11 protein-coding genes are annotated in these 13326 nt (G+C 43.7%); 5 read left to right on the forward strand and 6 right to left on the reverse strand.

Annotated features, from left to right (window positions below; translation table 11 throughout):
* Nucleotides 1-44 precede the first annotated feature (44 nt).
* Complete coding sequence (locus tag CYLST_RS03930) at nucleotides 45-806, reverse strand: MBL fold metallo-hydrolase (protein ID WP_015206409.1); 762 nt, start codon at nucleotides 804-806, stop codon at nucleotides 45-47.
* A 479-nt stretch (nucleotides 807-1285) separates the two neighbouring features.
* Here CYLST_RS03930 and CYLST_RS03935 point away from each other — a divergent pair, with 479 nt between their 5' ends.
* On the forward strand, nucleotides 1286-2770 hold the full coding sequence (locus CYLST_RS03935) for a site-2 protease family protein (RefSeq protein ID WP_015206410.1): 1485 nt from the start codon (nucleotides 1286-1288) through the stop codon (nucleotides 2768-2770).
* Between the two features lie 80 nt (nucleotides 2771-2850).
* On the opposite strand, the gene CYLST_RS03940 is transcribed toward CYLST_RS03935, so the two are convergent.
* From CYLST_RS03940 to CYLST_RS03950, 3 genes are all read right to left on the reverse strand, one after another.
* Nucleotides 2851-3264 (reverse strand): hypothetical protein, encoded by a 414-nt coding sequence (locus CYLST_RS03940; RefSeq protein ID WP_015206411.1) that lies wholly within the window; start codon nucleotides 3262-3264, stop codon nucleotides 2851-2853.
* Nucleotides 3265-3451: 187 nt separating this feature from the next.
* Entirely contained in the window at nucleotides 3452-4027 is a 576-nt protein-coding gene (locus tag CYLST_RS03945) for a phycobiliprotein lyase (protein ID WP_015206412.1), read from the reverse strand.
* Nucleotides 4028-4104: 77 nt separating this feature from the next.
* Nucleotides 4105-4779, reverse strand: a complete 675-nt coding sequence (locus CYLST_RS03950; RefSeq protein ID WP_015206413.1) for a HEAT repeat domain-containing protein — start codon at nucleotides 4777-4779, stop codon at nucleotides 4105-4107.
* 270 nt (nucleotides 4780-5049) lie between these two features.
* Here CYLST_RS03950 and CYLST_RS03955 point away from each other — a divergent pair, with 270 nt between their 5' ends.
* A complete protein-coding gene (locus CYLST_RS03955; protein ID WP_015206414.1) occupies nucleotides 5050-5601 on the forward strand; it encodes a YciE/YciF ferroxidase family protein in 552 nt (183 codons plus the stop codon).
* A gap of 300 nt (nucleotides 5602-5901) precedes the next feature.
* Here the strand turns inward: CYLST_RS03955 and CYLST_RS03960 are convergent, their stop codons facing one another.
* Together CYLST_RS03960 and CYLST_RS03965 are read right to left on the reverse strand one after the other, a co-directional pair.
* Nucleotides 5902-6579 (reverse strand): alpha/beta hydrolase, encoded by a 678-nt coding sequence (locus CYLST_RS03960; protein WP_015206415.1) that lies wholly within the window; start codon nucleotides 6577-6579, stop codon nucleotides 5902-5904.
* A gap of 380 nt (nucleotides 6580-6959) precedes the next feature.
* Nucleotides 6960-7823, reverse strand: coding sequence for a fasciclin domain-containing protein (locus CYLST_RS03965; protein WP_015206416.1), 864 nt, complete (start codon nucleotides 7821-7823; stop codon nucleotides 6960-6962).
* 926 nt (nucleotides 7824-8749) lie between these two features.
* Between CYLST_RS03965 and CYLST_RS03970 the strand changes: the two genes are divergently transcribed.
* The 3 genes from CYLST_RS03970 (at nucleotide 8750) to CYLST_RS03980 (ending at nucleotide 12867) form a co-directional block, all read left to right on the forward strand.
* On the forward strand, nucleotides 8750-9544 hold the full coding sequence (locus CYLST_RS03970) for a glutathione S-transferase (RefSeq protein ID WP_015206417.1): 795 nt from the start codon (nucleotides 8750-8752) through the stop codon (nucleotides 9542-9544).
* Between the two features lie 54 nt (nucleotides 9545-9598).
* Nucleotides 9599-11341: a helicase HerA domain-containing protein gene (locus CYLST_RS03975; RefSeq protein WP_015206418.1), complete on the forward strand. Its 1743-nt coding sequence runs from the start codon at nucleotides 9599-9601 to the stop codon at nucleotides 11339-11341.
* A gap of 542 nt (nucleotides 11342-11883) precedes the next feature.
* Entirely contained in the window at nucleotides 11884-12867 is a 984-nt protein-coding gene (locus CYLST_RS03980) for an RNA polymerase sigma factor, RpoD/SigA family (RefSeq protein ID WP_015206419.1), read from the forward strand.
* Nucleotides 12868-13326 lie beyond the last annotated feature (459 nt).

Raw genomic sequence — 13326 nt, forward strand, 5'->3', positions numbered from 1 at the left:
GGAAGACTTGGGAGATGTGGCTTCAATAATTCCTCCTTCTCCCCTCAAAGGATAGCTTGTGCCGCCAGCATTGCCTGTAAATCCAGTCCGGCGAGGCGCTGGTAAGCTTGGTCTATTAAACGTTTGCCTCTCAGAAGACCTGTATTCGCGCCGGGGCAAATGTACTGAAGCGTTTCCGGTGTAAACCGTTCTAGGAGTGATTGCAGGCTTTTAATTTGTCGGGACCAGTGAAAGGTTTTTGCTGTTCGTAGTGGCATTGGTTGGCTTTGCTGATTGGGGACTAAATGGCGGCCAGTAAATAGCACTCCCCCAAATTCTTGGTAGTATAGGCAAGAAGATCCGGGAGAATGACCCGGTGTCCAAACCACTTGTGCTGTTGAATTGAGAGTGAATTCTTGACTAAAGGTGGTTACCGTTAACCCAGGTAATAAATAGGCTTCTTCCTCTTGAATCAAAATCTCGCAGCCTAAGATTTGCTGAATTTCAGCCGCCTTGCCAATAGCACCACGATGGGTAAGAAATAACCAACGCACACCACCATGCGATCGCCAAAAATCTTGATTTGTCTGGTCTAAGGCGGGGCAATCGATCAGGATATTACCTTCATTCCTGACAATAAAGTAAGAGGTTCCCCCTAATGTCTCCCGATTTGGGGGAAAGGCAAAGATGCTGTTGAGCGCGAAGTTTGTAGAGGTGGAGCTTGTTTCCGTAAGGGTATAAAGAACAGATCCGCTAGGAACTCCGTCTGAAAGTACTACTCGTGGTGACTTAGTTGTCTGACTCGGCTGTTGAGGTAAAGAGCACATGAAAAAAACCAAAATAGAAGAGTTGTGGACAATCTGGTGACAAAAAAGTGCGGTTCGCGTGAAAGTCCCTCGGCTTGAGCCAGCAGATGAAACACGACCCGAATGGCTCTAGCCCCCATCTAGAGGTATCATAAAATAAGCAAGTGCAGGTGCGGTGATTTGTTCAATTCCAGATACTTACATCCCCTTTAGGGAAGGCAGTTCAATCATACTTGGCAGCAATGAACCTGAACCAACCTAGGCTCTCTTCATCAGCAGAGTGTGGACGCTTAAAACTTTTCTTTTGACAAGTTAGCGTAGCGGAATTTTTACCTGACGGGGAGTGTCAACGTCTAGAAATTATTCAGGATTGGATCTTGAGATTTAACTAACGCTGTTGACTGTGGTTGAAAAAATTGGGGGTTGAGGTTTGTCTTGTAGTTAGTGCCTTTGTGCGGAAACTACAGGTGCAACATTTTTTCAAAATTAGTGAAGATAACATGGCATTTTGGTTTCTCCTCCTACTGGGGCTAGCTACTTACTTGATGGTGCAGCGCAGCGTTGCTCAAATTACCCGCACACCAGTATGGTTGTTGTGGCTGGTTTTAATGACACCAGCAATACTGTTGAGCGGATGGACGCTAATGTATGGGGCGAAACAACCGCCACCGCCAGGGCTAATCTTATGGCCGTCTGTTGTTTGCCTGCTGTTATACTGGCTGCTATTTCAATGGGGACGCCAAACACCAAGGGATACACAGGCTCAAGCTTTACTAGCTACCGAATCACAACCGACTGCTAGTCCTACTGTAGAACCAGTACCGCTGCGTCCCATAGAACAAACGGAAGAAACCCATCTGCGTAATTGCTTTCCCTGGTCTGTATACTACATCCAAAATATTGAGTATCGACCCCAAGCAGTGATCTGTCGGGGTAAGTTGCGAACTACACCAACCAATGCTTACCAGCAGATTAAAACCAATATTGAGGAGCAATTTGGCGATCGCTTCCTGCTGATCTTTCAAGAAGGTAACAATGACAAACCCTTCTTTGTGCTAGTTCCCAATACACAAGCTGCCAAAGAAGTCAATACTCGCCGCGACTCTGAAAGGTTAACTCGACCAGGACTAGCAATCATGCTGCTAGTAGCTACTTTGGTAACTACAACCTTAGTGGGAGCGAAATTGGCTGGTGTTGATTTGACCAAACTGGAATCTGACCCAACTGTTCTTCTCAAGGGATTGCCCTATGCTTTAGGGTTAATGACCATTTTGGGTATCCATGAACTTGGTCATTATCTGACAGCAAAACGCTACAAAATTCGCTCGACCTTGCCTTATTTTATTCCTATGCCTTTTTTCTTGGGAACTTTTGGCGCATTTATTCAGATGCGAAGCCCGATTCCCAACCGCAAAGCTTTATTTGATGTGAGTATTGCTGGGCCAATAGCAGGATTTGTCGCTACCTTACCTTTACTGCTATGGGGTTTAGCTCATTCTGATGTCGTACCCCTGAACGAAAAAATAGGTACGTTAAACCCCAATGCCCTCAATCCCACATATTCCATCTTACTAGCGTTGCTCTCGAAGTTAGCCCTAGGCACTGATTTAACACCAAAATCAGCAATTGATCTACATCCAGTAGCGGTAGCTGGCTTTCTGGGGTTAATTGTTACAGCATTAAATTTGATGCCAGTGGGACAACTAGATGGGGGTCACATTATCCATGCCATGTTTGGGCAACGAACCGCCATCGTCATTGGTCAAATTGCTCGCTTGTTGTTACTACTGCTTTCTCTAATCCAAGAAGAATTTTTGTTATGGGCAATTATCTTATTATTCATTCCGTTGATTGATGAACCTGCGCTGAATGATGTCACAGAACTGGATAATAAACGGGATGTATTGGGGTTGCTAGCAATGGCTTTGTTGTTGATGATTGTGCTGCCACTACCGCAAGCGATGGCTCGTTTGTTGCAGATTTAAATTATCTTGACATCAACTGGTTTTTAATTTGAGGTTAATCCACAGATGACACAAGAATTAATAGACCAGCGAAATCTCATTTATCCAGGGAATCGGTAAATAACTCCTTTTTCATCACTTATTTCAAAGTTAGCATTTAGTTGTTTGGCTTTTTCGTCTAAATATTGTTTGGCTTCCTCTATAGATATTTGAGCAGATAAAGCAAATTTTGTAATTGTGATTTCTCCTTCTTCTTGTTGTAATAAATGCAGAAATAGTTGTTCTCTTTCTAAATTAAATTGTTTAAGTTGTTGTTGGTGTTGTTGTCGTAAACTCCAGATAATCCATGCTCCTATAGCTGTTGATGGTAGACCAAGTACAACCATTGCTGCTAATGCCCCTTCTTTATCTTCCTTAGTTTCCTTAGAATCCATTAAGTCTATAGTGCCTAGTAATAGGATAGCTAGACCAATTACTAAGAATGAACCTGCAAATATTTTTTTTAGTATTTTCATAGATTTTTGTCAGCTAATATCCAATCAATCAGCATTAGTCAGGGTATTTTTCAGATATTATATTGCTATTTGTCGCCTTTGACCTTGAGGGCTAAAGCCGCTGAGTTTTATGCTTACCGAGTAATCTCATAAGTGAAAAAAAACAGCAAGCCCGTATTGACGGGCTTTGCTATTGTAGTATGAGGTTTTAGCCTGCGGTTGCATTAACTGAATTAGCCGCCGCATTCGCTTTCTCAGATGCCGCAGTACCACCCATGCGAATCTCCGAAGTGAAAGAAGCCATACTAAAGCCGCCAAAGCGCTTGAGGATACTCACCCGCATCCGCAAATTAGGACTAGCAAACCACAAGCGTTCCTCAGACCACATGGTTTCATACTCTGTAATCAGCATTAGGGCGCCATCGCTGCCCATTTTATAAGTACCGGCGACTGGGGCTTTCTCGGCATAACCCATTTCTCGCAGTAACTTACCTTCATCTGGATTTTCTGTATTCGGGACTGTGACTAACACAGTAGAACCGCTGTGTTTTTCTTCATCCCATTCCATTGTGCCATTCCAGGTAACTCTAGCGCCACAGGAGGCAGAACTAGGATGAATTTCGTACTGTTCACACAGTTTGATCACTTCTGGATGATCTGCTGCCAGGCTCTCAATGACGATGTCTGACTTGCCGTCTTCGGATTCCTTAAAAGCCAAATGGTGACTAGTCCGATGGGAAAACCATTTACCAGCACTTAACTCAAAAAACTCTTCAATATTCATGAATGAAACTATCCTGCATCAAAATTTTGCAAATCCTACTTATTATTAAAAGGTAGTAGGTGGCGTTTATATCAAACTTAGTTTGTGGTTTCCTCAAGTCTCTTGAGGGAAATCCTGGCTGCTTCAGCGACATTGGGATGGCTGTCTTTTTCCAGGTACTTCAAAGCTGGGATAGTCTTGGGACTGGGAAGATTGCCCAGGGCTTCGGCAAGACGTTGCCGCACTAACCAATCTTCTGATTGGGCAAAACGCAGGATACTATCTACAGATTCAATGTCTTCAATTTCTCCCAATGCAGCGATCGCGGCTTGATGTAATATGACTTCGTTGCTATCCAACGCCTGAATCAGGATCGCACGGGCACGGGGGTCTTTAATATTACCTAGGGCAACTGCCACACTAAAGCGTACTAGCCAATCAGTATCTTCATAAAATGCCCGTGAGAGCACCTCAAAGGCTCTCACATCACCCAAATATCCTAAGGCACCGGCAGCATCCGCACGGATACCATAATCTGGGTCATTTTCCAGTATTTTCACCAGAATGGAATAACATTCTGGGGTTTGCTTGATGCCTAGAGCAAATATAGCCATTGAGCGCAGTTGCAGAGATTCATCATCCAAAACCTTTTTAATCAAAGGCACTGCATCCTCTGGGGGAACATGGCGTAAACTGGCAAGGGCTACCATGCGATCGCGCAAATTCGGACTTTCTAACTGAGCAGAGATCACCTCTAAGCTTGGAGCAGACATTTAGTTCAAAGCATTTTCTTAACTTATCTTTACTTTAACTTATCCTCCTGAAGGAGATGGCGATCGCCATTTGCGGTTTGGCGGTTTTCCGGAATTGCTTGATTAACCGTTTATGCCTCATGTCCAAAATTCCTCCTAGATTTTGTATTCGATTTAGCAGTCAGATTTAACACTTAACTGTGCCTTAGGTATGAAGTGAAGACTTAGGTGGTAGGCGTAGGTTAAAGGTACGACTGCCAAAAACAGCGTCAAACCTACAGGAGAATCACAATGGTTCAACTCAGCGAACGTCCAGGCACAAAAAAAATCACCAGCTTGCAAGAGAAGTTCATCTACGAAGTAGGTGCAATCTACGATGCAGAACACCGCTTCTTAGAAGCGCAGCAACTGATGTGGCAGTATAGTCAACATAACCAGTTGAAGTCCTTGATTGAGACACATATTCGGGAAACCGAGCAGCAAATTAGGAACTTAGAACAGGTCTTTAATACCTTAGGACAGCAACCATTCCGGGTTACCAGCGATGCTGCGGCTGGTCTTGTCAGTGACGGTCAAAAATTGACGTTACTAGCTGCCGATAACCAAAAAATTGCCGACTTGGGAATGGTAGGAGGGCAATCTAAGGTTGAACAATTGGAGATTGCTTGCTATCGCGGCTTGATTAAAGGTGCCGAGCAAATGGGGCAAAACGAAGTGGTGCGGCTGCTACAGGAAAACTTGCAGCAGGAAGAGCAAACAGCACAAAGGCTGGAACGATTATTGCCAGAGTTACTTCAAGAAGCAAAATCGGCGGAAGGGAAAGCATCTGGTAGATCTCGTTAATTTCTCCGTGAGCAGAATTTCAGTTATGGGTCAGACCAAATAGCAAGCCACAGCGTGACATACTCCTACACCTCTCTTCGAGTAGGTGTAGGCTTCTCAACCAATCCGGCTATCGCTTAGGAGGCGACAAAAGGTTGGGAAAAAGTAATTACATATAATCCAGTTTCCGGTGATTGAACTTCAAAGCCCTCACCAGACTGTTTTGCTCCATCTTCAGTAACCGTTCCGTAAATTATTTTTTGTGCCCTATTTTAATTTGCTTATTTTGTTTGCACTCCACAGTACACCCGGTGTGAGGTCTTAGAAACAGTCTTTTAGCTCTCTGACAATCCAATCCCGAACTAATTGATAAACCTCATCCGCCACTTCATCTAGATTATGACTAGCTTCAGGATAGAGAATTAGCTGCTTGGGCTGGAGAGCTAGCTGATACACAAGTTGTGAACAATGGGGCGGTAGTACTGGGTCATCCAAGCCATGCACCAGAAGAATTGAGCATCGTGTTGCTAGTTCAGGCACGGCACTGGTGCGGGAAGATTGGGTAGCAAGAGTAACAACGGTGCGGACATCTGGGGATTGGGTAGCAGCTTGAATTACCACCGCACCACCGAAGGAGTGACCAACTAGACCAAAATAGTTGATACCTTGATCTTGTAAATAGGTAAGCGCTGCCAGAACATCGAGGACGGATTCCTCTAACTTTGTCGAGTAACGGTAACTTACTCTCAAAGAAGCGATCGCCTGGGATCTCAAATCCTCACATAATCGGGGGTAAAGTCCAGATGCGGGTGTATCCCAGTTACCACCAACACCCCCCGCCCAAATCACGGCCTTTTCGGCACCCTTGACTGGATAGTAGCGGCAGTAAATTGGACCTTTCCTCGTGATCAGTTTGACGGGATGATATTCTTCCTGCTGGGGTGTAACTTCAACATCCTGCACTATCATCTCAAAAGATTCATCATAGATAGGTTGCACAAAACCCCCAAACCGAAAGTTAGCGAATTAAAGGATAGAAACTAACAAGCTTCAGGAGTGCAAAGCCAAACTATCTCAGCAGAAACTGTGAGATTTTCACTCTTTAGCTTGGTGACTTAGTTAGTAGGCTGTAGCTAATTCCAAACACTCCAAGCTTGCACTCTAGTTTCCACCCAGCACCAAAGAGTTGCATCTATCTAGGGGCTAAGATTAACCGACTTAAACGCCTGTGAGCAATAGATCATAACTTGAACAATGTATGACCACCAGCCATTATCCTACAGAAAAACCCAGTCCAAAATTCACATTTGAACGGGGTTTTTGCTGTTAAAACCTAATTTCAACCTAGCTTGTCAACAAATGTTATTTCTAGCAAACAGCTATAGGCTAGGAGGCAAAATTAAGTTATCAATTTGATGGATAACGCCGTTGCTGCCTTGGATATCTGCCTTAGTCACCTGTGCATCATTTACCATGACACCAGTAGCTTTATCAACTTTTACAGTAATTGGATCACCTTGAAGACTAGTGACTTGACCAGATTTCAAATCGGTGGAGAGTACTTTACCATTCACCACATGATAAGTTAACACCTTGACTAATACTTCTTTGTTTTCAGGCTTCAACAAGTCTTGCAAAGCGTCTTGTGGCAATTTAGCAAAGGCTGCATCAGTGGGTGCAAAAATGGTAAAAGGGCCTTGTCCTTGCAAAACTTCTGCCAGTCCAGCCGCTTTCAAAGCCTTAATTAAAGTTTTGAAGGAGCCGTTTGATTCCGCCAGCGCTACTAAGTTTTTGGTTGCGCTTGTCGTCCCTGCTGCTGGTGGCGTTGGAGTAGGTGCAGTGGTTGCTGGTTTATTTGTGCCTGGGGTAGTTGGGACTTCTGTTGCTGGCTTGGTGGGTCTTGATGGGGTGATGGGTCTAGTTTTACCAGGTGCGGTACCACGGTTATAGGGAGGCTCGTTGAAAATACTCGGTCTAGGATTGACTGTTCTACCCCCTTTCTGTGCCACAACTGGTTTGGGTTTGGTATTACCCTTTTGTGTTTCTAAAACCAGTTCAGCAGGTGTGGATTGAGAATTTGCCTGAATGCCTTGGCTCCTATTATAGGTAGCTTCGCTGAAAATACTGGGGTGAGGATTTAGAGCCTCTTTTGCTTCAGACGGTAAAGTAATCAGGAGACTGACACCAGTTACTCCCACTATGCCGGCGAATTTGGTGAATAATTTGCTGTAATTAGCCTTCATAAATTTTGCTTGTCTTTCTTGTTCATACGTTACATAAAGACTTATAACATTTTGCTCCCCAGAAAATCTAACATCAGCATAAAGTTAGATTTTTTGTCAAAATTTGCGTGGCGCTGTTAAGATAATATTTGAACTCCTTACTTACCCTGTTCGCTATCAGTTGTCTTAAAAAAATTACCTCTGTGGAGTTGATTGCCGATGACCCGCAAATGAATTGCCAAACCTTATTTGGAACGATTGAAACAATCCAGAATAGTTGACAAAAAACTCTCAAAACTAACTACAACTTGGCAAATTTATATACAAACTACTGCGTGATATTGTCAGGTTTAGAAATTCCTATAGATAACTCAAAATATATAAGTAAATCAAATTTTTATTTACATCTCGAACTCAGAAAATTTCTGAGTTATCCGAGTAACATTATACCCTTAGCAAGGTATTTAATTAATTTCACAACAGCTTTTTCTGTCTTCTTGTCCTTGACAACTAATTTGTCTAATCTTATTTGCTAGTGCAGCGTGGCGGCAATGACTATCCAGTTGAAAAATTTGTTTGGTTCGCAAGTGCAGACATGAACAAAGTAGACACTTTAGCTATTGTTAATTTCTAGTGTTCTGACAGTGCAATTGACAAAAACTAAATTAGCTAATTCTATATTTGGCTCAGTTATTGGGCAAATAAATCTGCTTTTGATTGATTAGAAGTCTACAAAGTTTAGTTTGAGGATGATTGTCACTTTACTCAGACCGTGATAGTATCACAATTACTTGGATGGGTAAAGTTAGGGATAGCAATAAAAAGCTGAGACTTCTAAAACGCGATTTTCATCGCCAAAAATTCATCTCCATGAAAAGAATTTAGGGACTTTCAGTTTTGATAATTTCGGTAAAATTGATAAATTAGCTAGTTGCAGGATATACAATATGCTGGAGTTATACCAATGGGAACTATCTCAATACTCAGAGAAAGTGCGCTTGATACTTGATTATAAAGGGCTAGAGTACCGCAAAATCGAGGTTACTCCTGGAATTGGGCAAATAGAACTGTTTCGTTTAACTGGTCAGCAACAAGTGCCAGTATTGAAGGACGGTAATCAATATATTGCAGATTCTACGGCAATTGCCAAGTATTTAGACTTAAAATATCCTGAGCGCCCACTGATACCCACAGATCCAAAAAAGCGGGGGTTAACTTTATTAATAGAAGAATGGGCGGATGAGTCGATCGGCATCAAAGGTAGAAAAGCGCTGTTTTCTGCCATTAGTCAAGATCAAAATTTCCGCAAGTCTTTGTTACCCACCTCAACGCCAGATATTTTCAAAAGTCTGGTGCAAGGAGTCCCTAGTGATTTCCTCACAGTTTTAGGTTTTGGGGTTGGTTATAGCCCAGATGTGATCAAATCAGCGATCGCGGATTTAAAGCAAGATTTAGAGGCGCTAACGTTATTGTTGGCGGATAGTCCTTATTTAACGGGAGATGAACCGACCTTAGCTGATTTGGCTGTAGCGGGTTTATCAATCCTGTTGAAGTTTCCTGATGGCCCTTATCTAGATTTACCCGCATCGATTAGAGGAAAAGGCGTGCCCATCTTGGCAGACAATCCTGATTATGAGCGATTCTTTAGTTGGCGCGATCGCCTTTATGCCCAATTTCGTAAACCATTACCAGGCGTAACTCCAAGAGTTGGAGATGCGCCGACTTCAATTCCGATTGAATAGGGTGCAAGGGAAACAGAGCCAGTATTTTTCCCAATGACCAATGACCAATGACTAATGACTAATCACATGAATTCTGGACAACCATTAGGTTCAGTCATCCAAGGTTCTCTTACTGGGGGGTTAGAAGTCAGACTACACCCGGATATTTCTGTAGAAGATATGCGGGTGGGTAAGTTTCTGGTGGTGCAAGGGACGCGATCGCGTTTTTTCTGTATGCTGACAGATGTGGCCTTGGGAGCCGCGAATGCGCGAATTACCGCTAATCCCCCAAGTTGGGAAGACACTTTTTTGCGAGAAGTTTTAGCCGGCAGCGGTACCTACGGCATGATTAATCTGGCGCCAATGTTGATGTTTACCCCCGAAACCGAAGAATCTTTCTCCTCAACAAATGGCAAAGCGCTCAATCCCTTTGTACCGTCAATGACTGGTTTGGCATCATTTGTGCCCCAAACCAGTACAACGATGGAACTGCTGCCTGTCAAAACCATTCCCAGCCATTTTAGCCAAGTTTACGAAGCGAGTGAAGAAGATTTTCGCCGAGTTTTTGGTTGGGAAGATGACCCCCACAGGCGGAATTTTTCTATTGGTAAACCTTTGGATATGGATGTGCCAGTTTGTATCGATTTAAACCGCTTTGTCGAACGTAGCAACGGCGTATTTGGTAAATCTGGGACTGGTAAATCCTTCCTTACCCGCTTACTTCTAGCTGGGGTGATTCGCAAAAATGCCGCTGTCAATTTAATTTTTGATATGCACTCCGAGTATGGCTGGGAAGCGGTAGCCGAAGGTAAAGAAGTTAACACCGTTAAAGGCTTAAAGCAGTTATTTCCTGGTAAAGTCGAAGTTTACACCCTAGACCCAGAATCGACAAAGCGTCGGGGTGTGCGTGATGCTCAAGAACTTTATCTGAGCTACGAGCAAATTGAAGTTGAAGATATTAAGTTATGTAGCCGAGATTTAGGACTGTCGGAAGCAGCTTTAGACAATGCCAATATTTTATATAGCGAGTATGGCAAATCTTGGATTGTCCAGTTGCTGAATATGACTAACGAAGAAATTGAGATGTTTTGCGATGAGAAGCGGGGACACAAAGGCTCAATTATGGCATTGCAGCGGAAAATTTTCCGCTTAGACAGTTTGAAGTATATGCGTGCGGCTTGCCCTCAAAATTACATCACTAAAGTTTTGCAATCCCTGGAAGCTGGGAAAAATGTTGTGATTGAGTTTGGTTCCCAGTCGAATCTACTCTCGTATATGTTAGTAACTAACATGATCACCAGACGGATTCACGAGCATTATGTCAAGAAAGCCGATAAGTTCTTACAAAGCAAAAATCCGCTGGATCGCCCAACGCCACTGATGATTACAATTGAAGAAGCGCACCGTTTCCTTGACCCAGCAGTGGTACAAAGTACAATCTTTGGGACGATCGCCAGGGAACTGCGGAAATATTTCGTAACACTTTTAGTGGTTGATCAACGCCCGTCTGGGATAGATAATGAAATTATGTCCCAAATTGGGACTCGCATCACCGCCTTGCTCAATGATGACAAAGACATTGACGCGATCTTCACAGGTGTGTCTGGCGCTGGCAGCTTGCGCTCAGTGCTGGCAAAGTTAGACTCTAAGCAACAAGCCTTGATTTTGGGTCACGCCGTTCCCATGCCAGTGGTGGTGCGAACCCGGCCTTATGACGCCAAATTCTACGCCGAAATCGGCGACCAAATTTGGGAAGAAAAGTCCGATGCGGAAGTTTTCGCCGCTGCTGAACTAGCCAAAGCCGACCTTGGTTTCTAGAAACTGCTAAATCCTCTAATAGTTACGAATGACTGCTCACAACTCAGCCCTCATTCGTAACATCCCACCATCACAAAAGCCAATAAAGTTCGGTTATCTCCCTACTCGTTAGCAACAGAAGAGGGGTTTTTGGCGTCACTATAGATATAGTCTGCACTTTTAAGGAAATTCCCAAAAATATTTAGCGGCCAGTCCATTTTGCTTTATACTTAGAAGATTTATCCGGGCTAATTTACTAACTGCCTGATCTGTTCTACTATAAAATAAAGTAAAACTCATACCGACTTCAGATTTGACCGTTGCTGCCAGCAACTGAATAAGAGAAGAATTCTCAAGAACAACCCAGCATGCTTTTGAAGAGATGCCAAAATTTCAGGGAGGGTAGGGGAACCTATCTCAGGGTAGCACCGTCTTGACAACGACTGTGTAAATTAATTGTTTATGGTAGCTGCCTATGTTCCGTAATATTTGTACTACCCGAACCTATCCGCCCTAGCTGAGAAAATATTTATTGTGTTTACGGAGTAGAGGACAACGCACCAATGCCTACTGTTAACACCCAAACGGAGAACCTGAACACCAAATTCACGGCTGATATGGTGCGAACCTATCTGCGGGAAATTGGTCGTGTACCACTGCTTACCCGTGAGCAAGAGATTGTCTTTGGGAAGCAGGTGCAACACATGATGACGCTACTGGAAGCAAAGGAAGCTTTAGCTAAAAAACTGCGTCGTGAACCTAGTTTACCAGAGTGGGCTGCCGATGTTAACCAATCTGAAACTGATGTAAAACAGACGGTGACACAAGGTAAGCGAGCCAAGCAGAAAATGATTGAAGCGAATTTACGCTTGGTTGTAGCTATTGCGAAAAAATATCAGAAGCGGAATATGGAATTTCTGGATTTGATCCAGGAAGGAACCCTGGGATTAGAACGGGGTGTGGAGAAATTTGATCCGACAAGGGGTTATAAGTTCTCAACCTACGCTTACTGGTGGATTCGCCAAGCGATTACCCGGGCGATCGCACAACAAGGTCGTACTATCCGCTTACCGATCCACATTACCGAGAAGCTGAACAAAATCAAGAAAGTACAGCGCGAGTTGGCGCAAAAGTTGGGGCGATCGCCAACACCTGTAGAAATTGCCAAAGAACTGGAGCTAGAACCCGCCCAGATTCGTGAATACCTGAATATGGCGCGTCAACCTGTTTCTTTAGATGTGCGCGTTGGTGATAACCAGGATACTGAGTTGCAAGACATGCTGGAAGATGATGGCCCATCGCCAGAGTATTACACCAACCAGGAATTCTTGCGCCAAGATCTGAACAACCTGCTAGCAGAACTAACCCCCCAACAACGGGAAGTTTTAGCCCTGCGCTTTGGTTTAGAAGATGGTAACGAACTGTCTTTGGCGAAGGTGGGTGAACGGTTGAATCTCAGCCGCGAGCGTGTCCGTCAGTTGGAACATCAGGCTCTTGCTCATTTACGTCGCCGTCGAGCCAATGTTAAAGAATACGTTGCGAGCTAACAGGCTAGACGTGCAGCGGCTTTTCGATAGACATTGCATCCCGATGTGCCGATGTTTTCCACAAGCCCTCAGCGTCTACGAAATTTTCTTTTGGTGAAGCGCCTCCTGAATTCAGGGGGCGCTTTTTTTATTTCCCATTAAAAGAATTCCCAAGGGATTTCCAAGAAATAAATTATCCATCTTGTGGGATGGGTGTCCCCACCCGTCCTATATTCTGGGCGGGCTAGAAGCCCACCCCACAATAAAATTTGGGATGTTTTATTATTTGGAAGTCCCCAAATTGAAAAAGACCAATTTAACAGACAGAACAGACGAAACCCAAACTTTAGATTGTGCAGACCAAATTTACCCATAATGGTAGATTGAATCTTCAAAAACCCAATTAATTTATTGATAAGTTCTTACCTATCGATAGATGATTATCTCTAGGGGAAGATGGCATAATGCCGTTGTTCGCAC

The organism is Cylindrospermum stagnale PCC 7417 (assembly GCF_000317535.1).
Lineage (GTDB): Bacteria > Cyanobacteriota > Cyanobacteriia > Cyanobacteriales > Nostocaceae > Cylindrospermum > Cylindrospermum stagnale.